Source organism: Cyanobium sp. ULC082 (assembly GCF_977927535.1).
Genome location: NZ_OZ376397.1, coordinates 126625 through 152664, shown reverse-complemented (window position 1 = coordinate 152664; position 26040 = coordinate 126625). Strand labels below are relative to the sequence as shown.

25 protein-coding genes, 3 tRNA genes, 1 other RNA gene and 1 pseudogene are annotated in these 26040 nt (G+C 67.5%); 15 read left to right on the top strand and 15 right to left on the bottom strand.

What is annotated here, in order from left to right:
* Positions 1-22 precede the first annotated feature (22 nt).
* Positions 23-119, top strand: an RNA gene (gene ffs / locus ACXMDY_RS00845) — signal recognition particle sRNA small type.
* Between the two features lie 116 nt (positions 120-235).
* Here ffs and ftsZ read toward each other — a convergent pair.
* The 5 genes from ftsZ to miaB form a co-directional block, all read right to left on the bottom strand.
* Positions 236-1444, bottom strand: coding sequence for a cell division protein FtsZ (ftsZ, locus tag ACXMDY_RS00840; RefSeq protein WP_457767251.1), 1209 nt, complete (start codon positions 1442-1444; stop codon positions 236-238).
* A gap of 154 nt (positions 1445-1598) precedes the next feature.
* Positions 1599-2450: a cell division protein FtsQ/DivIB gene (locus tag ACXMDY_RS00835; RefSeq protein ID WP_259702950.1), complete on the bottom strand. Its 852-nt coding sequence runs from the start codon at positions 2448-2450 to the stop codon at positions 1599-1601.
* Between the two features lie 3 nt (positions 2451-2453).
* Entirely contained in the window at positions 2454-2864 is a 411-nt protein-coding gene (locus ACXMDY_RS00830; RefSeq protein ID WP_259702949.1) for a hypothetical protein, read from the bottom strand.
* Positions 2861-3967: a D-alanine--D-alanine ligase family protein gene (locus ACXMDY_RS00825; protein WP_259702948.1), complete on the bottom strand. Its 1107-nt coding sequence runs from the start codon at positions 3965-3967 to the stop codon at positions 2861-2863. Before ACXMDY_RS00825 ends, ACXMDY_RS00830 begins: the two co-directional genes overlap by 4 nt.
* Before the next feature lie 70 nt (positions 3968-4037).
* The gene (gene miaB, locus ACXMDY_RS00820) at positions 4038-5402 is read right to left on the bottom strand and encodes a tRNA (N6-isopentenyl adenosine(37)-C2)-methylthiotransferase MiaB (protein ID WP_259702947.1); all 1365 of its coding nucleotides are present in this window, start codon (positions 5400-5402) and stop codon (positions 4038-4040) included.
* A 34-nt stretch (positions 5403-5436) separates the two neighbouring features.
* Between miaB and ACXMDY_RS00815 the strand changes: the two genes are divergently transcribed.
* Positions 5437-6543, top strand: a complete 1107-nt coding sequence (locus ACXMDY_RS00815) for a dipeptide epimerase (RefSeq protein WP_259702970.1) — start codon at positions 5437-5439, stop codon at positions 6541-6543.
* Positions 6537-7502: pseudogene (locus ACXMDY_RS00810) on the top strand (DUF1611 domain-containing protein); the annotation flags it as partial. The gene ACXMDY_RS00815 and the pseudogene ACXMDY_RS00810, both read left to right, overlap by 7 nt.
* 89 nt (positions 7503-7591) lie before the next feature.
* Here ACXMDY_RS00810 and ACXMDY_RS00805 read toward each other — a convergent pair.
* Positions 7592-7664: transfer RNA gene (locus tag ACXMDY_RS00805), tRNA-His, on the bottom strand.
* 42 nt (positions 7665-7706) lie between these two features.
* Here ACXMDY_RS00805 and ACXMDY_RS00800 point away from each other — a divergent pair.
* From ACXMDY_RS00800 to ACXMDY_RS00790, 3 genes are read left to right on the top strand one after another with little or no spacing between them, the layout of a single operon-like run.
* On the top strand, positions 7707-8159 hold the full coding sequence (locus tag ACXMDY_RS00800) for a DUF4359 domain-containing protein (RefSeq protein WP_259702946.1): 453 nt from the start codon (positions 7707-7709) through the stop codon (positions 8157-8159).
* Positions 8160-8161: 2 nt separating this feature from the next.
* On the top strand, positions 8162-9451 hold the full coding sequence (locus tag ACXMDY_RS00795; RefSeq protein WP_457767250.1) for an amidohydrolase family protein: 1290 nt from the start codon (positions 8162-8164) through the stop codon (positions 9449-9451).
* Entirely contained in the window at positions 9448-10932 is a 1485-nt protein-coding gene (locus ACXMDY_RS00790) for an FAD-binding oxidoreductase (protein ID WP_259702944.1), read from the top strand. Before ACXMDY_RS00795 ends, ACXMDY_RS00790 begins: the two co-directional genes overlap by 4 nt.
* On the opposite strand, the gene ACXMDY_RS00785 is transcribed toward ACXMDY_RS00790, so the two are convergent.
* From ACXMDY_RS00785 to murA, 5 genes are all read right to left on the bottom strand, one after another.
* A complete protein-coding gene (locus ACXMDY_RS00785) occupies positions 10913-11476 on the bottom strand; it encodes a pentapeptide repeat-containing protein (RefSeq protein ID WP_259702943.1) in 564 nt (187 codons plus the stop codon). The genes ACXMDY_RS00790 and ACXMDY_RS00785 overlap by 20 nt on opposite strands.
* 24 nt (positions 11477-11500) lie before the next feature.
* Entirely contained in the window at positions 11501-12763 is a 1263-nt protein-coding gene (locus ACXMDY_RS00780) for a bifunctional folylpolyglutamate synthase/dihydrofolate synthase (RefSeq protein WP_259702942.1), read from the bottom strand.
* 2 nt (positions 12764-12765) lie between these two features.
* Positions 12766-13950, bottom strand: coding sequence for an aspartate aminotransferase family protein (locus tag ACXMDY_RS00775; RefSeq protein ID WP_259702969.1), 1185 nt, complete (start codon positions 13948-13950; stop codon positions 12766-12768).
* A gap of 65 nt (positions 13951-14015) precedes the next feature.
* Positions 14016-14097 (bottom strand) — tRNA-Leu (locus tag ACXMDY_RS00770).
* Positions 14098-14125: 28 nt separating this feature from the next.
* Complete coding sequence (gene murA, locus ACXMDY_RS00765) at positions 14126-15427, bottom strand: UDP-N-acetylglucosamine 1-carboxyvinyltransferase (protein ID WP_259702941.1); 1302 nt, start codon at positions 15425-15427, stop codon at positions 14126-14128.
* Positions 15428-15623: 196 nt separating this feature from the next.
* On the opposite strand from murA, the gene ACXMDY_RS00760 reads away from it, so the two are divergent.
* From ACXMDY_RS00760 to trpC, 5 genes are all read left to right on the top strand, one after another.
* A tRNA-Leu gene (locus ACXMDY_RS00760) sits at positions 15624-15707 on the top strand.
* A 92-nt stretch (positions 15708-15799) separates the two neighbouring features.
* Positions 15800-16048, top strand: coding sequence for a hypothetical protein (locus ACXMDY_RS00755; protein WP_259702940.1), 249 nt, complete (start codon positions 15800-15802; stop codon positions 16046-16048).
* Between the two features lie 4 nt (positions 16049-16052).
* Positions 16053-16895, top strand: a complete 843-nt coding sequence (locus ACXMDY_RS00750) for a TrmH family RNA methyltransferase (protein ID WP_259702939.1) — start codon at positions 16053-16055, stop codon at positions 16893-16895.
* Positions 16892-18319, top strand: coding sequence for a dihydrolipoyl dehydrogenase (locus ACXMDY_RS00745; protein ID WP_259702938.1), 1428 nt, complete (start codon positions 16892-16894; stop codon positions 18317-18319). Before ACXMDY_RS00750 ends, ACXMDY_RS00745 begins: the two co-directional genes overlap by 4 nt.
* 64 nt (positions 18320-18383) lie before the next feature.
* Positions 18384-19268, top strand: a complete 885-nt coding sequence (gene trpC, locus ACXMDY_RS00740; RefSeq protein WP_259702937.1) for an indole-3-glycerol phosphate synthase TrpC — start codon at positions 18384-18386, stop codon at positions 19266-19268.
* A gap of 89 nt (positions 19269-19357) precedes the next feature.
* Here the strand turns inward: trpC and rpsD are convergent, their stop codons facing one another.
* Entirely contained in the window at positions 19358-19966 is a 609-nt protein-coding gene (rpsD, locus tag ACXMDY_RS00735) for a 30S ribosomal protein S4 (protein WP_259702936.1), read from the bottom strand.
* Positions 19967-20044: 78 nt separating this feature from the next.
* On the opposite strand from rpsD, the gene yidD reads away from it, so the two are divergent.
* The 3 genes from yidD (at position 20045) to ACXMDY_RS00720 (ending at position 22206) form a co-directional block, all read left to right on the top strand.
* The gene (yidD, locus tag ACXMDY_RS00730; RefSeq protein WP_259702935.1) at positions 20045-20311 is read left to right on the top strand and encodes a membrane protein insertion efficiency factor YidD; all 267 of its coding nucleotides are present in this window, start codon (positions 20045-20047) and stop codon (positions 20309-20311) included.
* A gap of 3 nt (positions 20312-20314) precedes the next feature.
* Positions 20315-20602, top strand: coding sequence for a glutaredoxin family protein (locus ACXMDY_RS00725; protein ID WP_259702934.1), 288 nt, complete (start codon positions 20315-20317; stop codon positions 20600-20602).
* Between the two features lie 65 nt (positions 20603-20667).
* Entirely contained in the window at positions 20668-22206 is a 1539-nt protein-coding gene (locus tag ACXMDY_RS00720; RefSeq protein ID WP_259702933.1) for a UDP-N-acetylmuramoyl-L-alanyl-D-glutamate--2,6-diaminopimelate ligase, read from the top strand.
* On the opposite strand, the gene ACXMDY_RS00715 is transcribed toward ACXMDY_RS00720, so the two are convergent.
* Positions 22166-22609, bottom strand: a complete 444-nt coding sequence (locus tag ACXMDY_RS00715; RefSeq protein ID WP_259702932.1) for a hypothetical protein — start codon at positions 22607-22609, stop codon at positions 22166-22168. The two genes, ACXMDY_RS00720 and ACXMDY_RS00715, sit on opposite strands and share 41 nt — an antisense overlap.
* 244 nt (positions 22610-22853) lie before the next feature.
* Here ACXMDY_RS00715 and aqpZ point away from each other — a divergent pair, with 244 nt between their 5' ends.
* Entirely contained in the window at positions 22854-23597 is a 744-nt protein-coding gene (gene aqpZ, locus ACXMDY_RS00710) for an aquaporin Z (protein WP_259702931.1), read from the top strand.
* Positions 23598-23618: 21 nt separating this feature from the next.
* On the opposite strand, the gene ACXMDY_RS00705 is transcribed toward aqpZ, so the two are convergent.
* Positions 23619-24800 (bottom strand): aminotransferase class V-fold PLP-dependent enzyme, encoded by a 1182-nt coding sequence (locus ACXMDY_RS00705; RefSeq protein ID WP_259702930.1) that lies wholly within the window; start codon positions 24798-24800, stop codon positions 23619-23621.
* Positions 24801-24819: 19 nt separating this feature from the next.
* Positions 24820-25833 carry a 2-hydroxyacid dehydrogenase gene (locus tag ACXMDY_RS00700; protein ID WP_311133954.1) on the bottom strand — a complete coding sequence of 338 codons (1014 nt, stop codon included), beginning with the start codon at positions 25831-25833 and terminating at the stop codon, positions 24820-24822.
* Positions 25834-26040: the final 207 nt, after the last annotated feature.

The window sequence follows — 26040 nt, the reverse complement described above, 5'->3', positions numbered from 1 at the left end:
GGATGATTGCTACTATCGACCCGACTCGGACCGATGCGGCCGGGACGCCCAAATCTGGTCAGAACCGGAAGGGGGCAGCCACACGGGATGCTCCAGGCAGGCGTCGACTCCGGGTCACCCCCTTGATCGCAACCGCTCCACTCACAGCTTTCACGGTGACCCTCTACTCACAGGACATGCTCAGAGTGGAGACTGTGAGTGGAAACCCTGAGTTCCAGTCAACCGGTCAGTTCGATCAGCTGTCGCTGGCAGGACGATTCTGACGGTTGAGCAGGAACGGTGGAATCTTGGCGCCACGATGGTCGTCGCCAGGCTGGCTTGGCGGGCTCTGGGGACTGGTGAAGCTGGGGACCTGCTGATCGTGGCGGTAGGCGATGCCGCTCTCGAAGCCGGTGGCGATCACGGTGACGTGGATCTCGCCCTCCAGCTTTTCGTCCACCACAGCCCCGACGATGATGTTGGCGTCGGGATCAACCATGTCGTAGATCACGTCAGCGGCGTTGCCCACGTCTTCAAGGGTCATGTCCTTGCCGCCGCAGACGTTGATCACGCAACCCTTGGCGCCGTCGATCCGGCCCGACTCCAGCAACGGGCTGCTCATGGCGGCCTGGGCCGCTTCGGTGGCACGGGAGCGGCCGGAGCCCACGCCGATGCCGAGCAGGGCCGTGCCGGCCATGGTCATCACCGAGCGCACATCGGCGAAGTCGACGTTGACCAGACCAGGCTTGGTGATGATGTCGCTGATGCCCTTCACCCCCTGGCGAAGCACGTCGTCGGCGGCACGGAAGGCCTCCTGCAGGGGAGCACCGGCGATCGCGTCGCGGAGCCGGTCGTTGGGAATCACGATCAAGGTGTCCACGTGGTCGGCCAGGCGGGCGATTCCCTCCTCGGCCTGCTTCTGCCGCTTGCGGCCCTCGAAGCTGAAAGGCTTGGTGACAATTCCTACCGTGAGGGCACCACATTCCTTGGCCACCTCGGCAAGGATCGGAGCCGCTCCGGTGCCGGTGCCGCCCCCCATGCCGGCAGCGATGAAAACGAGGTCGGCCCCCTCAAGGGCAGCGAGCAGCTCAGGGCGGGATTCTTCCGCCGCTTTCTGGCCGATCATCGGATTGCCGCCGGCACCGAGACCCCGGGTGAGCTTCTGACCGAGCTGCACCCGCTTCTGGGACGCCGACTGGAGCAGCGCCTGGGCATCGGTGTTGAGAACCCTGTAGCCCACACCCTCGAGATCGGAGGCGATCATGCGGTTGACCGCATTGCTGCCTCCCCCGCCGACGCCGATCACCTCGATCCGGGCGGACTGGCTGGGGACGATTCCGTTGCTGCTTGGGGAAGGGAGAGGGGTGGTCACGGAGAGGGGGTTGGAATCAGCGGGGGGAATGGTCGCGGTGGCGTGGGATGCAGTTTCCACGAAGAACCCTCTTCCGTTCGTAATGGGCTGCATTATGTCGGTGATCGGCTGGCACCAATCTGTTCAGAGGACACTTTTGTCCAGATGATTGTTTCATGACTACAAGCGTTCGCTGGCCTTGTGTTGCCACAGCAACGCAGGCTGCTGGCCAGCAGCAGCCATGAACCCGTCCAATTTTCAGGTGATTTTAATCCGCGCCGCCGCCTGGTGCCGCGCTTCGCTGGGCTGTGGCGGCTGGAGCCTGCCCCAGCTCCGGCTGGTCGGGATCGCTCAGATCAACGGACCGGAATGAACGCCCCTTGAGCTGGGCGGGAAGCTGGCTGGAAAGATGCTGAAGCACATCCAGTCGTCGAGCCAGCAGAGCGTCGGGCGGGCCCAGCCGAACCTGACCCAGGGATTGGGTGATCAGCAGGAGATTGCCGTTCGGCTCGAAGCGAATCTCCCGCAGCGGACTGCCCAGCCGGCCGCGGCGCTCCAGGATCTCCACCAACGTCTGGCGGTGCCGTTCCTGCCAGCCCACCACCCGCACCTCCAGGGCTGGCTTGTCCCGGGGCCTGGCCACCTGCTGCTGCCCCAGGCTCATCCAGTTGCCGAGTCGATCCACGTAGCCCTGTTCAAGACCGGAGGCCGTGCGTCGTTCGGCCCGGGCGACCGCCTGGCGGTCCACCAGGGCGATCCGCAGCCGTGGCGGCAGCATCAGCCGCTCCACCCGGACCTGCTCGACCGGCAAGGTTGCGGACAGTCCGTCCTGCAGTTGCCTGGGCTGGAGGCTGAGCAGCAGCACCGGAAACCGCAGCCCGGCGGCGCGGATCACCTGGTCCCGGCTGACCTGCTGGCTGCCTAGCACCTCCACCTGGGCCGGGCTGCGCAGGCTCCAGCCCTGACGCAGCAGGCCATAGCCAAGCGCGGCGGCACAGGCCGAAAACACCAGCAGCCGCCAGGCATTGCGCAGGCGTTCCTTGCGTCGCTGATCCCGCAGCTGACGCCGCCGCTCAACTCCGGGAGGTTGAAGCTTGGGTGCCCTGGAGCGCGAACTCACAACTCACAGCTCACAGCGAGATCGTGCCATCAGATCGTGCATCCAGCGGCGGGCCCGTTCGGCATCGGAGAAGGCCAGATCCACCTGTTCACCCTTGCCGACCAACCTGATGCGGCAATGACCCTGACTTTCCTCGGTGAGGGGGGCATCGCCGGAGCCCAGAGCCATCAGCTCGAGCAACTCGAGCTTGCTGATCACGAAGCTCCCCTGGGGCTTGAGCTGGCCCGCCTCGAAGCTGCTCCAGGTCAGCACCCCGTCCTGCAGGCGCGCCGCGCCGCAGCCATCCAGCTTGGCCAGTTCGGAACCCTCCGCCCAGCTCCGGAACAAGCGCTGTCGCCGGCGCTCCAGCCAGCCGAGGGCCGTGAGCAGCACGAACACCACGAGCAGCGGCAACCAGAGCAGACCGTGACTCATGGCACCAGCCTCAGCCCGTGCCTCTGCTCGGGAGCCTCTCCCGCCGCCACGATCAGTTGATGCACCAGATCCTCAAGCGATACACCACTGGCCTGCCAAAGCATGGGAAACATGCTCTGACGGGTGAAACCCGGCAGGGTGTTGATTTCGTTCAACCAGATTGTCCCATTGGTTTCATCGTAAAAAAAGTCCACCCGCGCCAGGCCGGAAGCGGCCACGGCCTGGCAGGCCAGGATCGCCAGTCGCCGCAGCTCCGCGCTGACAGGCTCCGGAAGGCGGGCCGGGATTTCGGTGCTGCTGAGCCCCTCGGTGTACTTCGTTTCGTAGTCGTACCAATCCGCCTCAAATCGGATCTCACCCACCACCGACGCCTGCAACGGGCCTGAGGGCACCGAACCCAGCGTTCGCACGGCGCATTCCAGCTCCCGTGCCTTCACCCCCTGTTCGACAACCAGGCGGGGATCAAAGGCGGCAGCCTGGCCCAACCCGGCCAACAGCGTGGCTCGGTCGGTGGCCTTGCTGATCCCCACCGAGGAGCCCAGGTTGGCGGGCTTCACGAAGCAGGGGTAACCGAGCTGCTGCTCAAGCCGATCCAACAGGGATTCCGGATCGGCGTCCAGTTCGGCGGACTGCACGGCGGCGTAGGGCACCTGGGGCAGACCGGCGGCGGCAAAGGCCGCCTTCATCGCCTGCTTGTCCATGCCCACCGCAGAGCCCAGCACACCCGACCCGACGAACGGCACCTGCATCAGCGAGAACAGGCCCTGGATGGTGCCGTCCTCCCCGTTCGGGCCGTGCAGCACTGGAAACCAGACCTCCACCTCGCTGGCCCCCTCCGGCAGGGCCTGGAATCCCGCCCGCCCCGGCAGGCCGGGCAGCTCGGCCGCCGTGGCGGGCAGCCCCTTGAGCAGCACCGCCTCAGCCACGGCGGGGGGCCACCAGTGCCCCTGTTCGTCGATGTAGAAGCAGCGAAGCCGATACCGCTCAAGATTCGGCCCACGGCGCAAGGCGCCCGCCACAGTCATCGCCGAGCGGATCGAAACCGCATGCTCCCCTGAGGCCCCCCCGAACACGAGGCCAAGACAGCGGGGAGCGATGGGCATGGAACGGATGCTGGGCCGGATCGGGCCCAAACGTATCAGCGATCGGTTCTTCGACCAGGGGGCGCAGGGATCAGCCGGACACTCGACCGCTCAGGGAGAAAGGCCGCACCTGCTCGATCGTCACGGTCACCAGGTCCCCTGGCCGATGGACCACACCATCGGGGCCGGCGGCGGCGAAGAAGGTGAGCCGGTTGGTGCGGGTGCGCCCCATCAGCTGGGCAGGATCCCTGGAGTTGACGCCCTCCGCCAGCACCTCCTCGTGGCGACCGAGATAGCGGGCGCTGCGGCTGTGGGCGATGCGCTCCACCAGGGCGTTGATTTCCTGTAAACGCTCCACCTTCACCGCCTCGCTCAGCTGATCGCCCCAGGTGGCGGCAGGCGTGTTCGGACGGGGCGAATAGGCGGCGGTGTTGACCAGATCGAAGCCGATCTCCTCGATCAGATCGCAGGTGGCCCGGAACTGGGCGTCGGTTTCGCCGGGGAACCCCACGATCACATCGGCGCTGATCGAGGCATCCGGCATGCGCTCACGGATGCGGGAGAGAATCCGCCGATAACGCTCCACCGTGTAGCCCCGCGCCATCGCCTTGAGCACGGCGTCGTCGCCGCTCTGAAACGGGATGTGAAAGTGCTCGCACACCTTCGGAAGCGCGGCGCAGGCGTCGATCAGGCGCTCGGTGAAGTAGCGGGGATGGCTGGTGGCGAAACGGATCCGCTCGATCCCCTCCACATCGTGAACATGGTGGAGAAGGTCGGTGAGGGTGTGCTCACGGCGGCCCGCCGGGGTAATGCCGGGCAGATCGCGGCCATAGGCGTCGATGTTCTGGCCCAGCAGAGTGATCTCCTTGAAGCCCCGTGCCGCCAGCCCTTCGATCTCCAGCCGGATCGCCTGCGGGGTGCGGCTCTGCTCGGCGCCCCGCACCGCCGGCACCACGCAATAGGTGCAGCGCTCGTTGCAGCCGTAGATCACGTTGACCCAGCCACACACGGCACTGTCGCGGCGGGCGGTGGTGATGTCTTCGAGGATGTGGTGCTCGTCGGTGGCCACCACCTGCTGGCCGCTCTCCACCTGCTCCAGCAGGGTGCCCAGCCGGTTGGCGTGCTGGGGACCCATCACCAGATCCAGCTCGGGCACCCGGCGAAGCAGGCTCGCCCCTTCCTGCTGAGCCACGCACCCCGCCACCACCAGGGTGAGCTGGGGATTGAGCCGCTTGCGCTGGGCCTGACGGCCCAGGTAGCTGTACACCTTCTGCTCGGCGTTGTCGCGGATCGTGCAGGTGTTGTAGAGCACCAGATCGGCCGTGTGCTCATCGCTGCCCTGGGCGTAGCCCATGCCTTCGAGAATTCCGGCCATGCGCTCGGAATCGGCCTTGTTCATCTGGCAGCCGAAGGTGGTGATCCAGTAGCTGCCCCGGCTTGCCAGGGTGGATGTCATCCCTCCAGTGTCATTCATGGCTGAAACTGGGGGAATGCAAGGGCGCCTGCGTCGATTTTCGCTCACCAAGCTGGTGCCCCTGGCAATCAGCCGTGGCACCACCACGAGCGTGGAGCGACTGCTGGTGGAGGTGGAACATGAAGGTGTGGTGGGCCAGGGCGAAACCGGCGGCTTCGATACCGGCCACCGCCGCTTCAGCACCGACAGGCTGGAACGAGAACTGGAAGCCGTGTTCCCCCTGCTTGATCAGGGCACCGATTCCGATCCAACCACCTGGAACCCTTCCAATCTCCAGGCCCTTGAACCTGTGCTGGCCTTGCTTTCACCGCCGGCCCGCTGCGGCCTTGATCTGGCGCTCAGCGATTGGTGGGGCAAGCGGCTCGGCCTGCCGCTCTGGCAGCTCTGGGGGCTTGATCCCCAGGCCTGCAGCGCCACCAGTGTCACCCTCGGGCTGGGTTCGGCGGAGCAGGTGCTGGCCAGGCTGGAGCGATGGAGCCAGCAGCTGGGCCTGCGCCCCAGCCGGGTGAAGCTCAAGCTGGGCAGTCCCGACGGCCCCGACCATGACCGGGCACTCGTGCGGGCCGTGGCGACGGCCCTGGCGGCTGAACCCGCGGCGGGGCAGGCGGAACTCCAGGTGGATGCCAACGGGGGCTGGGATCTGGCCACCGCCCAGGGGCTGATCCCCTGGCTGGCCGATCAGGGGGTGGTGCTGGTGGAGCAGCCCCTGCCGGCCCTGGCCGATGCCGAGGCCGACACCGCCGGGTTCGCCGCCCTCGATCTGCACTGCCCGATCGCCCTAGTGGCCGACGAGAGCTGCTGGGACCTGGCGGATCTCCTCCGGCTGGCGCCGCATGTCGATGGTGTGAACCTCAAGTTGCTCAAGAGTGGCGGGCTCAGCGAAGCCCTGGTGATGGCCCGTACGGCCCGTCGGCTGGGACTGGATCTGATGCTGGGGTGCTACTCCGACAGCGCGCTGCTCAACGGTGCCGCGGCCCAGTTGCTGCCGCTGGTGCGCTGGCCGGATCTCGACAGCCACCTCAATCTGCGCGACGACCCGTTCGAGGGTCCGGTTCGCTCCGGGGACCTGTTGCACCCCTCGCCTCGCCCCGGTCTGGGGGTGGTGGCAGCGAAACCATGCTGAGCGCCAGCGCCCCGGTGGTGCTGCTGCTGCACGGCGGACTCGACAGCCTCTCCGGCAAGACCGGCCTGGCGATGCTGCGCTACCGGTCCGGTCCGATCGTGGCGGTGGTGGATCCGGCCTGGGCCGGCTCCGACCTGGAGGCGGTCACCGGGATCAGACGTGCGGTCCCCGTCGTGGCTGATCTGCAGGCAGCCCTGCCCTATGCACCACAGGTGGCCGTGGTTGGACTGGCTCCATCCGGCGGGCGCCTGCCGGCGGGGTTGCGCGCCGATCTCGTGGCCGCCCTGGCAGCGGGGCTTGATCTGGCCAGTGGCCTGCACACCCGGCTGGGCCACGACCCGGAGCTGGCAGCGCTGCTCAGGCCTGGCCAGTGGATCTGGGATCTGCGTCAGGAGCCCGCCGGCCTGGTGGTCGCAGCCGCCCGGGCGGCGACCCTGCCAGGCGAACGGTTCCTGGCGGTGGGCACCGACATGGCGGTGGGCAAGATGAGCGCCTGCCTGGAGTTGACCGCGGCGGCGCAGCGACAGGGCCTCGATGCCCGCTTTGTCGGCACCGGACAGGCGGGCATCCTGATCAGCGGCGGCGGTGTGCCCCTCGATGCGGTGCGGCTCGATTTCGCCGCCGGCGCCGTGGAAGCCGCGGTGCTGGCTGCCTCCAGAGGTGCTGGGGCTGACACCCTGCTGTTCGTGGAGGGCCAGGGTTCCCTCTGCCACCCGGGCTCCAGCGCGACCCTTCCGCTGATCCGGGGAAGCCAGCCCACCGGCCTCCTGCTGGTCCACCGGGCGGGACAGACCGCCCTCACCAATCAGCCGGCGATTCCGTTGCCGCCCCTGGTCCAGTTGATCAGCGCGATCGAGCAGCTCGCAGCCCTCGGCCGGGCCGTCAACGCGCCTCTGCCCCGGATCCGCGCCGTGGCCCTGAACACGGCAAAGCTGGGCGCGACGGAAGCCGAATCAGCCTGCGAGGCGATCAGCAGAGAAACCGGACTGGCCTGCGCCGATCCGGTCAGGAGCCCTGCCGCCGCCGATTGGCTGCTGGATGAATTGAGGGCGAGCGAGGGGATTCGAACCCCCGGATGGCGGCACCACAAGCCGCTGCCTTAACCACTTGGCGACGCCCGCCGTGATCTTTGCCAATGTATCAAGCAGACCAACCCTCCTGTCTTGCCGACCGTCCCGCCCACCCCCCGTCGTCGCTGGAGGACATTGCTCCTGGCCGCTGCCGGGCTGGGCGGAGCCAGCCTGGCCCTGGCGGCGAACAACCCCGGCCCGGCCGACTTCGAGGCATTCGCGGCCGGGCAACTGGTGGAGCGGGCAACCGCGGAGCTCTGCGGGCCTGACGGACTGCCGATGGCCCTGCGGCTGGTGATCCAGAACTGCCCGGAGCTGATCCGGAGCCAGCGCGACCTGCTCGGATCCCTGGCGGCGCAAGGCAGTGAACGCCAGAACTTCGTGGTGTTCAGCCTGTACAGAACCGCGATCGGCGGCCGCAAGGTGCTCCCCTTCCTGGGGCTGCCGACCTACCGAGCCCTCACCCTGGCGGGAGCAGGTCAGTTCGTGATCCTCACGACCTCCAGTGATCGCAGCGAGCCCGCCAGCCGCCAGCAGGGCCCTTAGCCGTGGAATCCACCACCCTGCCGCCCCTGCTGCTGCCCCGCAGCCTGATTGCCCCCCTGCGAAGCGACCTGCCCGCCCCGAACCCCGATGGCCTGGTGGCCGTGCGCCTGGAGCATCGAGACGGGCTGATCACCGGGATCCGCCCCCATCAGGGCCGGCCCGATCAGCCGCTCCCCCTGGCCCTGACCCCGCTTGTCGAGCCCCATGCGCACCTTGACAAAGCCTTCAGCTGGGAGTCGCACCCGAATCGGGGCGGCAGCATGGCCGGCGCACTCGCCGCCAACCAGCGGGAGCACCTCTCACGCACCCAGGAGGAGGTGAGCCATCGGGGGGAGCGGGCCCTGCAGTGCGCCTGGCGCCAGGGAACAAGAGCGATCCGAAGCCACGTCGACAGCCTTGGCCCCGGCGCCCAGCCGAGCTGGGAGGCTCTGCTGGGAGTGCAAGCCCAGTGGAAGGAACGGCTCAGCCTCCAGCTGGTGGCCCTGGTGCCCGTCGGCCACTGGGCGACGGAGGAGGGAGCCCGACTGGCCAGGCGGTTGAGCAGCCAGTCCGGTTCGGTGCTGCTTGGCGGTGTGCTCGGTGCCCCCTTCCCTCCCGGCGGGGCGGACCGGGAGGGGCTGCTGGCCTTGCTGCGACTTGCCGATGGCCTGGGCTGTGGCGTCGACCTCCATGTGGATGAGAGCGCCGCCGGTGGCGGGGCGGGTGTGGCCCTGGTGGCCGAGCTGGTGCGGCATCAGCGGATCGCCATTCCCGTCACCTGCAGCCACAGCTGCAGCATGTCCCTGTTGCCGGCGCGCCGCTGCCAGCAGCTCGCTGAGCGGCTCGCAGTGGCTGGGCTGGCGGTGGTGGCCCTGCCCACCACCAACCTCTGGCTGCTCGGTCATCGGGAGGAGGACACGCCGATGGCCCGGCCGATGGCCCCGATCCGCCAGCTGCAGCGTGCGGGCGTCACAGTGGCGGTCGGCGGTGACAATGTGCAGGATCCCTGGTTCCCCGGTGGCGACTTCGACCCCCTCGAGCTGCTGCGGCTGTCGGTGCCGGCGGCCCATCTGGCCCCCTGGCAGCGTCAGGGGCTGATGCCCTTCACCACCGCCGCCGCCAGGTTGATGGGACTCCAATGGGATGGGGTGCTGCGGGAAGGCGCGCCAGCCGATCTCGTGGTGCTGGCAGCCGGCAGCTGGAGCGACCTGCTGGCGCGCAGTCCCCAGCGGCGGATCCTGCGCAGGGGCACCTGGCTGCCGCGCCTCGATCCACCGGTGCTGGCCCCCCTGCTGGAGGCCCTGCCGCTGTGAGCGATCAACCCGGAGCGGATCTCTTGCCGATCAGCCTGCCAACGGGGCTGACGCCCCGGGCCAGTGCCCAGCAGCTGGCGGCGATCACCGCGGAGCTCCGGGATGGCAGCCTCGCCCTGGGATCTCCACTGCGCCTGTTGAGCAGCGGCGCGGAGCTGGAGCGATTCTCCCGTGATCGCTCCGACTTCTCCCCTGTGCTCGCTCCGCTGCTGAGTGCACAGAGGGCCCAGCTCGTGGTGCAGGCAGCCACCACAGAGCAGGTGCTCCTGGTGGCGAGGGCCTGCGCCGGGCAGGGTGTCGCCCTCACTGTCCGAGGAGCCGGCACGGGCAATTACGGCCAGTGCGTGCCCCTGGCCGGTGGGGTGGTGCTCGACCTCAGCGGCCTCAATCGGCTGCGCCAGTTCGATGCCGCCAGCGGCATCGTCACGGCGGAAGCAGGCTGCCTGCTGGCGGACCTGGACCGGCAACTGAGTGCTTCAGGCCGGGCGGTTCGTCTGGCACCCAGCACCTGGCGGAGCGCCACCGTGGGCGGCTTCATCGCCGGCGGCTCTGGGGGGATCGGCTCGCTGCGCTGGGGATTTCTGCGGGAGCCAGGCAACCTGGTCGGCCTCGAGGTGGTCACGATGGAGAGCGAACCGCGCCTGCTCCAGCTCGACGCCCCCGCCAGTCGCGGCCTCAACCATGCCTACGGCACCAATGGCATCATCACCGCCGTGAGCCTGCCGACAGCGGCCGCGGTGGCCTGGCAGCAGGTGGTGGTGGATTTCGAGAGCTGGGACTCCGCCCTTGAAGCGGCGAGCCAGTTGCCGGCAACGGCCCTGCTGCTGAACAGCCTCTGCCTGCTGGAGGCGGCTGTGGCGCGCCTCCTTCCCGCCCCCGGCGGCAACGGGCCAGGCGGCTGCCCGCCGGCCCGGGGGCATCGGCTGTTGCTGCTGGCCGCAGCCGACGCGCTGAGCACCCTGGAGCCGCTGCTGCGGGAACTGGGCGGTGAGCTGGTCTGGCAGGCGGCGGAGCGGCGGGAGCTGGGCTTGCCCCTGCGGGAACTGGGCCTGCCCCTGCGGGAACTGGGCTGGAACCACACCACGCTGCACCTGCGGGCCCACGACCCCGGCTGGACCTATCTGCAGTTGCTGCTGCCCCAACCCGCCGCCACCGCCCTGACGGCGCTGAAGCGGCGCTGGGGTGATGAGCTGCTCTGGCACCTGGAGGGGGTCCGCCACCAGGGGAGCCAGCGACTGGTGGCCCTGCCGCTGGTGCGCTGGCGGGGGCGGGCCGCCCTGGCCGATCTGATCGGCCAGGCCCAGGCCCTCGGGGCAGTGCTGTTCAATCCCCATTCCCTCACCGTGGAAGAGGGGGGACTCGGTGTGATCGATGCCGATCAGGTGGCGGCCAAGGCCGCCCACGATCCAGCTGGCCTGCTCAACCCCGGCAAGCTGCGCGGCTGGCTCGACCGGTCAACCCTCAGCGGCAGTCAAGGCTGAGCCTGGTGCTGACCCCGGTGATCGGGTGGGTGCCATGGGCCCGCTGACACAGCTGCCGCTGATCGGCACGATCGAGCAGGGCATCGGTGAAATCAGCGTTTTCGATCAGGCTCTCGCTGAAGCTGCTGCCTGAGGCAATCGCCCCCTGCAGCAGGGCGCCGCGGAGATCGGCCGCCGTCAGGTCGACCCGATCCATCAGGACATCGGAGAGATCGGCGCCGTTGAAACTGGCGCGGGTGAAGGTGGCCTGGGTGAGGATCGCTCCGCGCAGATCAGCACCGGCGAAGTTGGCATCCTGGGCCTTCACCCCAGCGAATGAGGTGTTGCGAAGCTGCTGGCCGCTGAAATCCTGCCCGCTCTGGTCGGTGAGGGTGTACTCGACGTGATCCTGAAACAGGGCCCGCTCCTGCAGGCCCACGCCGGCCGCGGTGTCGAGGGCGTCAAGGGGCAGAACCGCCGTGCTCAGCAGCAGCAGCAGCAGCAGCAGGGCGGGGATGGGAAGCAGATCACGCAGCGCTCGGCTGAGCTGTCTGGTCAGGCGCATGGCTTGGGCTGGCGAATCCTGCTCTCACTCTCCCTCGGCGATCGACAGGAAACTGCCCAGCAGATACAGGGATCCCGCCACCACCACCGGCTGATCGCCGGGTGAGGCGGCGATCGCGGCCGCCAGGGCGGTGCTGGGATCGCCGGCGGCATCGAGCTGGTCGCCCAGGCTGGGCGAGGCGGCAAGGAGGTCGTCCCGGCTCCAGCAGGCGTGGCCGGGCACCGGCACCAGCCAGGCCCGATCGCCGGGAGCGAGCAGAGCTGCGAGCAGTTCAGGCCCCTGCTTGTTGGCCAGCATCCCCACTACAAAGCACCAGGGCCGCCGATCTGCCTGCTGTCCTGCCGAGCGGTGATCCAGCTCAGAGCGCAGGGCCTTCGCCGCCGGCACGTTGTGGGCCCCATCAAGAAGCAGGGGGTGCCCCCGCCAGCTGGACGGCTGCAGCCGGGCGGGCCACCTGGCGGCGGCGAACCCAGCCGTGATCGCCTGATCGGGAATGGTCCAGCCGCCCTGGCGCAGGAGTCGGAGCATGCCGAGGGCCACGGCACTGTTGCAGCGCTGCACCTGGCCCGGCAGTCCGCTGCGCCAATGCAGCGCACCGGCCACAAACGCCTCGCCGCAGGTTTCGAGCGGGTCAACCCAGTGCAGGCGGCAGCCGAGGGCCACGGCCCGCCGCTCCAGGGCAAGTGCCACCTCCGGATGCTGTGGTCCACTCACGGCGGTGCCGCCCTTGATCAGTACTCCGGCCTTCTCGGCGGCGATCAGCCCCAGGCTGGAGCCGAGATACTCGGCATGGTCCATGCCGATGGGGGTGAAGCCCACCACCTGTCGACCGGGATGAACGGTAGTGGCGTCGAGTCGTCCGCCCAGCCCCACCTCCAGCACGACGATCTCCAGATTGGCCGCCGCGAAGGCCTGAAAAGCGGCCGCAGTGATCAGCTCGAAGGGGGTGAGGTCATGACGGCGAGCCAGTGGCTGAAGCTCGCTCAACAGGGCACGGAGCCGGGCCGGGCTGATCAGGTCAGGGCCCAGTCGGATCCGTTCACACCAGCTGACCAGATGGGGCGAGGTGTAGAGGCCGCAGCGGAGCCCAGCGGCCGAAAGGGCCGCGTGCAGAAGGGTACAGACCGATCCCTTGCCATTGGTGCCCGCCACCTGAACAGCAGCGAACCGGCGCTCCGGATGTCCCAGCTCGGCCAGGGCGGCACTGAGCCGCTCCAGGCCCAGGTCGATGCCCCGCCGGCTGAAGGGTTCGATCAGGTCGGCAAACGAATCCGCCGGGGGGGCCACGCTCAGGCGGAGGCGATCGCCTGAAGGGCCAGCTCCAGCCGCGACACCGCCAGCCTGAGCTGACGGGGCTTGATCACCAGGGGCGGCACCAGTCGCACCACCCTTGGCCCCGCTGCCACCACCAGCAGGCCGGCCTCGATGGAGCGGAGCACCACGTCGGCCGCGGCCGGGCCATCAGCCCGCAGCACCAGGCCCTGAAGCAGGCCCCAACCCCTGACGCCTTCGAGCTGCTGGGGGCGGCGACTGACCAGATCAGCGAGCAACTGCTGGAGGAGTTCACCCATCCGCTGCACATGGGGCACCAGCAGGCGCCGCTCCAGCTCCTCGGCCACCGTGAGCGCGGCGCGACAGGCGAACGGGTTGCCGCCGAAGGTGCTGGCGTGGTCACCGGGTCGGAAATGGTCAGCGGCATGCTTCACGGCGAGGGCCCCGATCGGAATCCCTCCCCCCAGACCCTTGGCCAGGCTGATCGCGTCGGGCTCCACACCGAGCTTCTCGTAGCCCCAGAGCGAACCGCTGCGGCCCATGCCGATCTGCACCTCATCGAAGATCAGCAGGATGCGGTTCTGATCGCAGAGCTCCCTGACGCGACGGAAGAAGGCGGGATCGCCGGGATTCACCCCGCCCTCCCCCTGCAATGGCTCCAGGAGCACCGCAGCCACCCTCGGACCGTCGGCCTCCGCCGCCGCGAGCAGGGCCTCGAACGCCGCCGTGTCGTTGTAGGGGAAGAAGCGGAACCCTTCCACCATCGGCTCGAAACCCTGGTGGTAACGCGGCTGGCCCGTGGCGCTCACCGCCGCCAGGGTGCGGCCGTGGAAACTTGCCTGGGCGGTGAGGATCAGCGGCCGCTCAATGCCCCGCACGATGTGGCCATGCTTGCGGGCCAGCTTGATGGCGGCTTCGTTGGCCTCCGCACCGGAATTGCAGAAGAACACGCGGTCGAGGCAGCTGCGGCTGGTGATCCAGGTGGCGAGCAGCTCCTGTTCGGGGATCCGGTAGAGATTGGAGACATGCTGCAGCCGACCGAGCTGGCGGCTCAGGGCGCGACGCATCGCCGGGTCACTGTGGCCGAGGGTGCAGGTGGCGATGCCGGCGACACAATCGAGATAGCGGCGGCCCTGGGTGTCCCTCACCCAGACGCCGCGCCCCCTGACCAGTTCCAGGGGCAGGCGGGCATAGGTGTCCATCACCGCGCTGAGCGGCTGAGGCGGCGGGCCCAGGCTGCGGATTTCGGGCTCAGGACCCGATGGGATGGGAGCGGTGGGACTCGAACCCACAAACCCGAAGGCGCTCGATTTTGAGTCGAGTCCGTCTACCAATTCCGGCACGCTCCCTTGAAAACGACCTTAACCCTGGCTGGCTTCAGGCTTCCACACGACGGATCCTGGCACCAACGGAATTGAGCTTGCCTTCCAGATCGGCATAGCCGCGATCGAGGTAGGAGAGGCCCTGCATGGTGGTGGTGCCCTGAGCTGCGAGTCCGGCGAGCACCATGGCCGCCGAAGCACGCAGATCGGTGCCCTTGACCGGGGCGGCGCTCAGTTGCGGGACCCCTTCGATCACGGCGGTGTTGCCCTGGAGGCGGATATCAGCCCCCATCCGCTGCAGTTCAGCCACGTGCTGAAGACGGTTCTCGAACATCGTTTCAACGATGAAGCTGGTGCCGGGAACCGTGGCCAGCAGGCTCATGAACGGGGCCTGGAGATCGGTCGGGAATCCTGGGAACGGCTGGGTGCGGAGATCGACGGGACCAAGGGTGCCGGGGCGGATCGTGAGGCCATCGCCGGAGGATTCGAAAGAACAGCCGATGTCTTCGAGCTTGGTGATCACAGCGCCGAGATGCTCGGGAATGATCGGCCCGACGGTGAGCACGGAACGGGTGATCGCCGCCGCCAGTAACAGGGTGCCCGCCTCGATCCGATCGGGGATCACGGCGAAATCGGCGCCATGGAGGCTTTCGACCCCAACGATGGTGATTGTGGGGGTGCCGGCTCCACGGACCTCACCACCCATGGCGACCAGCAGGTTGGCCAGGTCGACGACTTCCGGCTCCAGGGCCGCGTTCTCGATCACCGTTTCGCCGTCGGCCAGGGCGGCCGCCATCATCAGGGTTTCCGTGGCTCCGACACTGGGGCAATCCAGGTGAATGCGCCCACCGACCAGGCGCTGGCTGCGCCCGGGCATGGCCGCCGAGACCACCCCATGCTTGATGGTGACCTGGGCCCCGAGCGACTTCAGGCCCTTGACATGCTCGACGACCGGCCGGGTGCCGATCTGGCAGCCACCGGGCAGGGGCACGTTGGCCATGCCGAGCCTGGCCAGCAAGGGGCCGATGCAGAAGAAACTGGCCCGCAGGCTGCTGACAAGCTCGTAGGGAGGCATCGACCTATTGAGCTGACTGGCATCGAGCTCCACCCATCCGGCACCGCTGCGAACCTTGACGCCCATCGCCGAGAGAATCTCCCCCATGGCGCCGATGTCGGTGAGGGATGGGACGTTGCTGAGACGCAGGGGTTCAGTGGTCAGCAGGCAGGCCGCCATCAGAACCAGGGCGGAATTCTTCGCTCCTCCCACCCGGACCTCACCGGCCAGACGGCAACCGCCCTGGATTTCCAGCTGGGGCACCGTCTGCAGCTGGGAAGGGGGAGGGGCGATAAGAATCATGGTATTGACTGTTGTTGCGTCTGGGCATCTTGACAACCAAGCCGGTCGCCGTCTAGGCGTCCGCCCGAGGAAGTGTCTTAATCGGTCACAACTTTGACATCAGGCGACTCTGGTGTTAAGGCCTGCGTCAAAGGATCAAGCCAAGGGGCGGGCCTTCGATGTTTTAAGGTTGTATTTCCACTTCGGTGGTGAGCCAGCGGATGTGGCGGAATTGGTAGACGCGCTAGTTTCAGGTACTAGTGGCAGCAATGTCGTGGGAGTTCAAGTCTCCCCATCCGCACTTTTTTCTCCCCTCACTGGTGGCCGCCTCTCAATCAGCCGCTAACCTCTGAAAACCTTGTTCCAGCTACCTCTCGCGGTTCTGGCTGCCCGATGATCGTTCTCAAGATCACCAATGCATCCGAGGTGGTCGCGGGCAAAATCGGCAAGTTTCTGGAAAGCCTCACCCCCGACAGCTTCGATCAGGCCACCATCGAAGACATCGTGCTCAAGAAGCTTGTCGAAAATCTCCAGTCGGAGGGCCTGAAGGGCGAAGTGGCCTCGATCAATGGCCTCGACATGGTCGACTCCAGCCTCGTGATCAACGATCCCACCGTTGTCAGGCGTCATCAGTCCTTCTGAGCGCGTGGACGATGCCCCCCCGGATCGCAGCCCTCCCGCGGGGCTGATCAGCAGCCGTCGCAACCCCCTGGTCGCCAGGTTCCGTGCTCTTCACGGGGCCGAAGCCCGGCGGGAGCAACGCCTGCTGCTGCTGGAGGGCACCCATCTGCTGGAAGAGGCGCTCGGACTCGGCTTGCGGCCCGCCGAGATCCTGGCCACCCCGGCCTGGCTGGAGCGCCATGGGGCCAGGAGATCCCTGGCCGGTGTGCAGCTCGTTTCCGAAGCGGTGCTCGAGGCGATCGCCACCACCCGCCATCCCGATGGGGTGGTGCTCAGCCTGCCCTGGCCGGATCCGGCCAGCCCATCCCGGTGCGGATTCGTTCTGGCGCTCGACCACCTCCAGGATCCGGGCAACCTCGGCACCCTGATGCGCACCGCCCTGGCCGCCGGCGTGGAGGCCCTCTGGCTGGCAGGCGGCGCCGATCCCTGGCAACCCAAGGTGCTGCGGGCCTCCTCCGGTGCAGCCCTGGCCCTGCCGCACTGGCGCTCTGACGACCTGGCCCCACGCCTCCTGCAGGCCCGCCGCGAGGGGGCCCAGGTGGTTGCCGCCGTTGTGCCCGGCAGCGGGGCGGCAACCCAGCCCTACTGGCAGCTCGACTGGACCCTGCCAACCGTGCTGCTGCTCGGCAACGAAGCGGCCGGGCTGGGGGCGGAACTGCTCGCCTGCTGCAGCCACCGGGTGACCATTCCCCACAGCCCCACGGTCGAATCCCTCAATGTGGCCGTGGCAGCCGCGCCGCTGCTCCTCGAGCGCTGGCGTCAGCAGCAGGAGAGAATGCCGGGCATTCCCAGCAGCGCACCGCCGTGAGTTTCGACTTCGATGTGATCGTGATCGGGGCCGGCTACGGCGGTTTCGATGCGGCGAAACACGCCGCCGAGCATGGCCTGCGCACGGCGATCATCGAATCCCGTGACATGGGGGGCACCTGCGTGAACAGGGGTTGTGTTCCCTCCAAGGCCCTGCTGGCCGCCAGCGGCCGGGTGCGGGAACTGGCCGATGCCGAGCACCTCGAGGGCTTCGGCATCCATGCCGGGCCGGTGCGCTTCGAGCGCCAGAAGATCGCCGACCATGCCAACCAGCTGGTGGAAGCGATTCGAGCCAACCTGACCAGAACAGTGGAACGCGCCGGCGCCAGGATCCTGCGGGGCAAGGGGCGACTCGACGGACCCCAGCGGGTGGCCGTTCGTGAACCGAACGGTGTCGAGAAGGTCCACACCGCCCGCGACGTGATCATCGCCACCGGTTCCAACCCCTTCGTGCCGCCCGGCATCGAAACCGATGGCCGCACCGTGTTCACCAGCGATGAGGCGATCAGCCTGGAGTGGCTGCCCCGCTGGATCGCGATCATCGGCAGCGGCTACATCGGGCTCGAGTTCGCCGACGTCTACACCGCCCTGGGCTGTGAAGTCACGATGATCGAGGCGCTGGATCGGATCATGCCCACCTTCGATCCCGACATCGCCAGGATCGCCGCCAAGCGGCTGATCGAGGGCCGCGAGATCGACACCCGCGCCGGACTGCTGGCCCGCAAGGTGAGCCCGGGCAGCCCCGTGCGGATCGAGCTGGCCTCGATGGCCAGCAAGGAGCTGGTCGAGGTGCTGGAGGTGGATGCGGTGCTGGTGGCCACCGGCCGGGCTCCGGCGAGCGGCGATCTCAATCTGGCCAGCGTCGGGGTGGAAACCAGCCGTGGCTTCATTCCGGTCGACGACGCCCTGCGGGTGCTGGTCAACGACCAGCCCGTGCCCCATCTCTGGGCCGTGGGTGATGTGACCGGCAAGCTGATGCTGGCCCACACCGCCGCCGCCCAGGGAACCGTGGCGGTGGACAACATCCTCGGGCACAGCCGTCTGATCGATTACCGCTCGATTCCGGCCGCCACCTTCACCCACCCGGAGATCAGCTCGGTGGGGCTCTCAGAGGCGGAGGCCAAGGCGCTGGCGGCCGCCGAGGGATTCAGCCTCGGCACCGTGCGCAGCTACTTCAAGGCCAACACCAAGGCCCTGGCCGAACTGGAGAGCGATGGGCTGATGAAGCTGCTGTTCCGCAAGGACACGGGCGAGGTGCTGGGCGCCCACATCTACGGCCTGCACGCCGCCGACCTGATCCAGGAGATCGCCAATGCGGTGGCCCGACGCCAGGGTGTGCGGGAACTGGCCAGCGAGGTCCATACCCACCCCACCCTCAGCGAGCTGGTGGAGGTGGCCTACAAGCAGGCGGCGGCCCAGCTCTGAGCAGCGGCCCAGCCGACCGATTCCTACGATCCAGTCGTTCGATCCAGTCCTTCGCCTTCGGCTCTTGGAGATTCGCCGCCGTCCCCCCAACCCGCCCGTCAAGGTGGCCCATCTGCAGTACGGCATCCCCCACTCCGAGGCGGAGCCCCGTCACATCCTCGAGCAGATCGTCTGGGAGAAAGACAGGGAAATCTCAGCCGCCAAGGAGCAGCTCAGCCTGGCCCAGCTCCAGGAGCAGGTGGCCAAGCTGCCTCCGCCCCACGACTTCATCGCGGCGCTGCGGGCCAGCTGCCGCAAGCCGGCGGTGATCGCCGAGATCAAGAAAGCGAGCCCCAGCAAAGGCGTGATCCGCGAGGATTTCGATCCGGCGGCCCTGGCCCGGGGCTATGGGGCCGGTGGGGCGAGCTGCCTCTCGGTGCTCACTGACAAGACCTTCTTCCAGGGGGGCTTCGACGTGTTGGTGGACGTGCGCCAGGCGGTGAGCCTGCCGCTGCTCTGCAAGGACTTCATCCTCTCCCCCTACCAGCTGTACCAGGCCAGGGCGGCAGGTGCCGATGCGGCTCTGCTGATCGCCGCGATCCTCACCGATCAGGATCTCACCTATCTGCTCAAGGTGGCGGCCAGCCTCTCCCTGGCGGTGCTGGTGGAGGTGCACGACGCCGTCGAGCTGGAGCGGGTGCTGGCCGTTGAAGGGGTGAAGATGATCGGCATCAACAACCGCGACCTGACCACGTTCGCGACGGATCTGGCCACCACCGAGCAGCTGATGGCCAGCCATGGCGAGCAGGTGCGCCGCCTTGGCGCGCTGCTGGTGAGTGAATCGGGGCTCCTCAACCGCGACGACCTCGACCGGATGCAGAGCGCCGGCGCCGATGCGGTGCTGGTGGGCGAAGCCCTGATGCGGCAGCCGGATGTGACGGCCGCTCTGGAGTTTTTGATCGGAATCTGAGCCTGGCCGGCACCACCGGGCTGCCGGCTTGAGCCCATCAAAAAGCCCCTGCCAATCGCAGGGGCAGACGACGGTTCAGAAGGGCTGGTTCAGACCTTGCGGCTGTAGAACTCAACCACCAGCAGTTCGTTGATCTCCAGAGCCACCCATTCCCGCTCGATGCGGGCATTGACCTTGGCTGTGAGCTTGTTCTTGTCGAGCTCAAGATTGGGCGGAATGTTGGCAAGGCCGGGAAACTCCAGGTTGCCCTCGGCCAGTTGCTTGCTGGCCTTGCGTTCCCGCACCACGATCAGGTCGCCAGGGCGGCACTGATAACTGGGGATATCAACCACGCGGCCGTTGACGGTGATGTGGCCATGGTTGACAAGCTGCCTGGCACCGGGGACCGTCGGTCCGAACCCGAGCCGGAAGCAGATGTTATCGAGACGATTCTCCAGGAGCTTGAGCAGGTTGGTTCCGGTGGAACCCTCCTGGGCCCGGGCTTTCTTCACGTAGCGCACAAGCTGACGTTCGGAAATGCCGTAGTTGAACCTGAGCTTCTGCTTTTCTTCGAGGCGGATGGCGTATTCGGAGCGCTTGCGACGGGCTTGGCCGTGCTGACCGGGGGGATAAGCCCGCTTGGCGGACTTACGGGTGAGACCGGGAAGGTCCCCCAAGCGCCGCGTCACCCTCAGGCGAGGACCGCGGTAGCGAGACATGGATGAATCAACAAAGGGCTGGCGTTCAGGTGGGCCAGGCAGGAGGCAGGATGGGATGAGTCCCGCCTGCCACCGGCTGTGGAGCACCAACGGTCGATCCTATCGGTTGGACCTGCTGCCCTCAGCGGGCTGCTCAGGTCGTTCCTGCTGGCCTTGATCAGCGGCTACCGCCGCTGGCTTTCACCCCTGCTGGGTCCGCGCTGCCGCTTCATCCCCTCCTGCAGCGCCTATGGAATCGAAGCGATCGAACGTCACGGGCCCTGGCGTGGTGGCTGGCTGACCCTGCTCCGGCTGCTGCGCTGCCATCCCTTCACTCCCTGTGGCTGCGATCCGGTGCCGGACTGAGCCATGCAGAGCCGGCCTTCCCTGATCCTCTACAGCCGGGCCAACTGCTGCCTCTGCCAGGGCCTTGCCGAACGGCTGGGTGCCCTTCGTCCCGCCCTTGATCTCCGCGTGGTGGATGTGGATGGCGATCCCGCCCTGCAGGCCCGCTACGGCCTGCAGGTGCCGGTTCTGGCCGTGCAACGCCAGGGAACATGGCACGACCTCCCCCGGGTCTCGCCCCGGCTGACCGGCGAGCGGCTGGCCCGGTGGCTGCAGGAGAGCCTCGCGGCCCTGCCGCCCACGGCCCCCTGATCAGCGGCGCACAGGAGCCGACCGCCTAAAAAGGCCCGAATCCAATCCCAGACCATCCCCCCGTCATGCCCGTTCTGCTCCATTCCCTCCTGAAACAGATCGGAGCGGAGATTCCCGTCGGCCTCGCCGATGGCGAGGTCACCGGAATCAGCTGTGATTCCAGGCGGATCGGCTGCGGCGACCTGTTCATCGGCCTGCCGGGCCACAACGTCGACGGCGGACTGTTCTGGCCGGCGGCCGTCGCAGCCGGGGCGGTGGCGGCCGTGATCACGCCGGAAGCCGCGGTGGCCCGGCCGCCGGCGGGGGGTGATCCGGTCCTGGTGGTCGGGGAGCCCCTGGCCGACTGGGCCGGCCAGCTGGCCGCCACCTTCTGGCGGGAGCCCAGCCAGCGGCTGGGCCTGATCGGCGTGACAGGCACCAACGGCAAGACCACCACCACCCATCTGATCGAACACCTGGCAACCTGCTGCGGCCGTCCCACCGCCCTGTTCGGCACCCTGGTGAACCGCTGGCCGGGCCACCACGCCCCCGCGACCCACACCACCGCCTTTGCCGATGTGCTGCAAGGCCAGCTGGCAGCCGCAGCCGAGGCCGGCAGTGAACTGGCGGCCATGGAGGTGAGCTCTCACGCCCTCGACCAGGGTCGGGTGGCGGGCTGCCGCTTCGCCGGAGCCGTGTTCACCAACCTCAGCCAGGACCACCTCGATTACCACCCTTCAATGCAGGCCTATTTCGAGGCCAAGGCCCGGCTGTTCAGCACACCGCTGCTGGAGGGAGCGGTGGTGGTGAACATCGATGACCCCTGGGGCCGCCAGCTGGCCGATCAACTGACAGGGAGCCTTGGCGAGCGACTCTGGCGCAGCTCCCTGTCTGCCCCCAGCGCCGAGCTGCGGATGGAGAATCTCTCATTCGGCGCCGAGGGAGTGAGCGGCACTCTTTGCACCCCGCTCGGCAGCGGTTCCTTCCGATCGCCCCTGGTGGGGCGCTTCAACCTGATGAATCTGCTGCAGGCGGTGGGGGTGCTGAACCAACAGGGCCTGGCCCTGGATCCCTTGCTGGAGGCCATCCCCAGTTTTCAGGGTGTGCCCGGGCGCATGGAGCGCGTGGCACTGGGGGAAACCGTTGGCGAGGCCCTGCCCGCCGTGCTTGTGGACTACGCCCACACCCCCGATGGGCTCGAGAATGCCCTGGCTGCCTGCCGGCCCTTCTGCCCAGGCAAGCTGATCTGCGTGTTCGGCTGCGGCGGCGACCGCGACCGCGGCAAGCGTCCCCAGATGGCGGCGATCGCCGCCCGGCTGGCGGATCGGGTGGTGGTCACCTCCGACAACCCGCGCACCGAAGATGCCCAGCGGATCCTCGACGACGTGGTGGCCGGCATCCCCGCCGGCACCGCTCTGGTGGTGGAGGGTGATCGGGCCAGGGCGATCGCCCTGGCCATCGCGGCAGCGGTGGCCGGGGATCTGGTGCTGATCGCCGGCAAGGGCCACGAGGATTACCAGATCCTCAGCACCGGCAGGATCCACTTCGACGACCGGGAAGAGGCCGAGCAGGCCCTGGCTCTGCTCAGGCGGCGCCTTCGCGACTCTTCAGCAGATTCCAACTGATCACAGCCAGGCCGATCGGCAGCAGCAGCCACCAGATCCGGCCACGGTTCAATTCATCGGCCGCGCTGACCGTGGTGGCCATCGACTTGGCGAAGTTGTCACCGAACTTTCCCACCCCCTGACTGAGGCTGTAGGGGCAGGTGAGCCGGGCTGTATTGGTGCCGTCCTTGGTGAGATCAAGAACCACCTGCACCTTGTCTGCGTCAAGAGCCTTGCTTGAAATCACCTTGGCCAGATCGGCGCGCCAACCCTCCTTGGCGGCAGTCTCCAGACAGCCCGCCTCGGCAGCCTTGAGCATCTCCTGGGGCGACATCGCCCGTCCAGGCGCGGCCGTGGCGAGCAGGCCGGCGATCAGGGCCGAAGGAATCAGGAGCCTCGAGAGAGGAAAAGGAGGAACACGCATCGAGGAAGATTGCATTTTTCGTCTGTTGCAGGGGAGCAAGAGCCCCAGGCTGGATGGAATCCGCAGAAAACCTAATCGGCTCCCTGGCCGAAACAACTGTTTCGTTGAATCAAAAAATCTCAACCCAGCAGAAAGAGGGAATGTGCCCTCCAGCCGAGCCGGCCCGTGTGTCCCTTCACACCACCAGCGGCAAGGGGCTGCCTCCCTTATGTGACAATATGCCCTGATTATTTCCGCTTTTTCCATGGCCGCTGGTGTTCCACTTTCGAGGAAATTCCTTGCTGAGTTGATCGGCACCTTCTGGCTGGTGCTGGGTGGCTGCGGAAGTGCTGTGCTGGCGGCTGTCTTTCCCTACGACAGCGCCGCGGCCAATCCACTGGGTCTTGGCTTCCTGGGCGTTTCCCTTGCCTTCGGCCTCACCCTGCTGACGATGGTCTACACCTTCGGCCATGTCTCCGGCTGTCACATCAACCCGGCCGTGAGCTTCGGCCTCTGGGCAGCCGGGAAATTCCCCGGCTCGCAACTGCTCTCCTATGTGGTGGCCCAGGTGCTCGGCGGGATCATCGCCGGTGGGGTGATCATGATCGTGGCCAGCGGCAGGGACGGCTTCGCCCTCACCGGCAGCAACCCCCTGGCCACCAATGGCTGGGGTACCCATTCGCCCGGGGGCTATGGCTTCTGGTCGGCACTGCTGATCGAGCTGATCCTCACCTTCGTGTTTCTGCTCGTGATCATGGGTGCCACCGACCGTCTGGCGCCCGGAGGATTTGCCGGCGTGCCGATCGGTCTGGCCCTCACCCTGATCCACCTGATCAGCATCCCCGTCACCAACACCTCCGTGAATCCGGCCCGCAGCACCGCCGTGGCGGCCTGGGTGGGAGGAGATGCGATGGCCCAGCTCTGGCTGTTCTGGGTGGCGCCGATCGCCGGTGCCCTGCTGGCGGGCTGGGTTCACCGCAAACTGATGGCCTCCGACACGGTCGGCTGATCGCCCCCACCCTGCGGCGGCTCAGGCCAGCTCCCGCAGGGCGTCCAGCAGCTGATCCACCTCGGCGGCGCTGGTGGTCACATGGGTGCAGGCCCTCAGGCAGGCGGGATCATCGAGGCTGCGCAGCCAGATCCGCTGCTGCCCGAGGGCCTGCACCACCGCCTCCGGGCTGCGCCCCTCCAGCTGAAAGCTCACCAGACCGGCAGGTGGTGGCCCGCTCAGCAGGGGGGAGATTCCATCGATTGCCTGCAATCCGAGCCAGAGCCGGTTGCTGCGTGCCTGAATCGTGGCCAGCCGCTCCGCACAGCTCCCCAGGGATCCGAGCAGCGCCAGCGAGGTGCTGAGCCCGGCCAGCAGGGGGGTGCAGGAGGTGGCCACCTCGAAGCGGCGGGCATCCCTGTGCCATTGGCTGGTCCCGTCGCTTTCACTGGCCAGGCTGCGCCAGCCACCCAGTGTGGGCTGCGATTCCAGCAGCAGCCGCTCGGAGAGGGCGACTCCGCCCAACCCTTCAGGGCCGCAGCACCACTTGTGGCCCGTGAACGCGTAGATATCGGCGCAGCTGGCCGCTTCGGCCACCGGCAGACTTCCCACCGACTGGGCCGCATCCACCAGCAACCAGGGATGGCGAGGCTGTTGCTGCAGCCGCGCCGCCACCGCCGCGATCGGCATGACCAGGCCGGTGTTCCAGAGCAGATGGGAGAGCACCACCAGGCGGGTGCGGGGCGTGAGGGCGGCTTCGAGGGCCGTCAGCACGGCGCCAGCCACTGCGGCGGCCGAATCCCCGCGAACCTTCTTCACCGCCAGGCTGGTGAGGCTGAGCCCTTCGCGGCGCGCCAGCTCACGGCAGGCGGCCACGATGCCGGGGTGCTCGCAGTCGCTGATCAGCAGTTCATCACCGGGCTGCCAGGGAAGCCCCCAGAGCGGCAGCACGCAACCGCTGGAGACGTTTTCGGTGAGGGCCAACCGTGCTGGTGCAACGCCGCAGAGCGCCGCCAGTGAACCGCGCAAGCCACTGACCTGCTGGGAGACCCACGGCCAGATGTCGGAGCTGAAGGGGCCCAGCTCCTGGATCCGCTCCCAGCTCGCCGTGATCGCCGCCAGAGCCGGGGTGGGCAGCGGTCCCTGACCGCCGTAGTTGAAGTAGGTCTTGTTGGCCAGGGCGGGCATGAGCTCGCGCAGCTGGGCCGGGGTGTGGATGTCCATGGATGGCACCGCAGTGGCCTCAGGTGAGCACGGAGCCTTCCACAAAGGGCTCAGCCGCCGCCAGGGCCCGGAGATTGGCTCCCGTGATCTGGGCAATGTCGCCGAGGGCCTCATGGGTGAGGAATGCCTGATGAGCCGTGATCAGCACGTTCGGGAAGGTGAGCAAGCGGGCCAGCAGGTCGTCCTGCAGCACATGGCCGGAGAGATCCTCGAAGAACACCCCCTCCTCCTCCTCGTAGACATCCAGCGCCACCCCGCCGAGGCGCCCCGACTTGAGAGCCGTGATCAACTCCGTGGTGTTGATCAGCCCACCCCGGCTCACATTGACCAGAATCACCCCAGGTTTCATCCGCTCAATGGTTTCGCGACAAATGATGTGGTGGGTTTCCGGCGTGAGTGGAACGTGGAGGGAAATCACATCACAGATCGAAGCCAGGGTGATCGGATCCAGATAGGTGATGCCCTCCCGCGCTGCCCAGGCGGCATCCGGGTAGGGGTCATAGGCCACCACGACCATCCCGAATCCATGCAGGATGCGAGCCACGATCTTGCCTATCTTGCCCGTTCCGACGATGCCCACCGTTTTCTGATTGAGATCGGTTCCGACCAGACCCTGCAGAGAGAAATTCATCTCCCGTACCCGGTTGTAGGCCCGGTGAATCTTGCGATTCAGGCTGAGCAACAGGGCCACGGCATGCTCCGCCACGGCATAGGGGGAATAGGCGGGAACGTGGGTGACAGCGATTCCACAGTCGCGAGCGGCAGCCAGATCAATGTTGTTGTAGCCCGTGCACCGCAGGGCCACGAGTTCGGTGCCCTGGGCGGCAAGCTGCTGAAGGCAGGCCCGGTCGACAAGATCATTGACGAAGACACAGACGCCCCTGGCACCATGGGTGGCAGCGGCGGTTTCAGCCGTGAGGCGAAAAGCCAGGAAGCGGAGCTCCACATCGGCACCTGTGGCCGCCGGAAGGTGCAGACGGTCGTAGGGCTTGGTGTCAAAGACGGCAACAGCCAGCCTCGGATCACCGCTCATGGTGATCCCCGCTGCGCCCGCTGGGGCCCTGTCCTGAGGGTCTGCCGGAGGACAGGCGCGACCATCGGCAACTCCGGTGCGGGGCGATCGTGATCAACGATAAGGATGGGAACGGCAAGGCCTCCGCGGAGATCTTGCAACGGAGATCATGAGAACCTCACGATCAAGAGAATTCCACGATCAAGGCCATCCCTATTCCACCCAGAG

Bases quoted from the DNA above. Each gene is read 5' to 3' on its own strand.
- ftsZ (WP_457767251.1), bottom strand. From the start codon at position 1,444: ATGCAGCCCATTACGAACGGAAGAGGGTTCTTCGTGGAAACTGCATCC.
- ACXMDY_RS00830 (WP_259702949.1), bottom strand. From the start codon at position 2,864: ATGAGTCACGGTCTGCTCTGGTTGCCGCTGCTCGTGGTGTTCGTGCTG.
- ACXMDY_RS00825 (WP_259702948.1), bottom strand. From the start codon at position 3,967: ATGCCCATCGCTCCCCGCTGTCTTGGCCTCGTGTTCGGGGGGGCCTCA.
- miaB (WP_259702947.1), bottom strand. From the start codon at position 5,402: ATGACATCCACCCTGGCAAGCCGGGGCAGCTACTGGATCACCACCTTC.
- ACXMDY_RS00815 (WP_259702970.1), top strand. From the start codon at position 5,437: ATGCAAGGGCGCCTGCGTCGATTTTCGCTCACCAAGCTGGTGCCCCTG.
- ACXMDY_RS00785 (WP_259702943.1), bottom strand. From the start codon at position 11,476: ATGCGCCTGACCAGACAGCTCAGCCGAGCGCTGCGTGATCTGCTTCCC.
- ACXMDY_RS00775 (WP_259702969.1), bottom strand. From the start codon at position 13,950: ATGGACACCTATGCCCGCCTGCCCCTGGAACTGGTCAGGGGGCGCGGC.
- murA (WP_259702941.1), bottom strand. From the start codon at position 15,427: ATGATTCTTATCGCCCCTCCCCCTTCCCAGCTGCAGACGGTGCCCCAG.
- ACXMDY_RS00755 (WP_259702940.1), top strand. From the start codon at position 15,800: ATGATCGTTCTCAAGATCACCAATGCATCCGAGGTGGTCGCGGGCAAA.
- rpsD (WP_259702936.1), bottom strand. From the start codon at position 19,966: ATGTCTCGCTACCGCGGTCCTCGCCTGAGGGTGACGCGGCGCTTGGGG.
- ACXMDY_RS00725 (WP_259702934.1), top strand. From the start codon at position 20,315: ATGCAGAGCCGGCCTTCCCTGATCCTCTACAGCCGGGCCAACTGCTGC.
- ACXMDY_RS00720 (WP_259702933.1), top strand. From the start codon at position 20,668: ATGCCCGTTCTGCTCCATTCCCTCCTGAAACAGATCGGAGCGGAGATT.
- ACXMDY_RS00715 (WP_259702932.1), bottom strand. From the start codon at position 22,609: ATGCGTGTTCCTCCTTTTCCTCTCTCGAGGCTCCTGATTCCTTCGGCC.
- aqpZ (WP_259702931.1), top strand. From the start codon at position 22,854: ATGGCCGCTGGTGTTCCACTTTCGAGGAAATTCCTTGCTGAGTTGATC.
- ACXMDY_RS00705 (WP_259702930.1), bottom strand. From the start codon at position 24,800: ATGGACATCCACACCCCGGCCCAGCTGCGCGAGCTCATGCCCGCCCTG.
- ACXMDY_RS00700 (WP_311133954.1), bottom strand. From the start codon at position 25,833: ATGAGCGGTGATCCGAGGCTGGCTGTTGCCGTCTTTGACACCAAGCCC.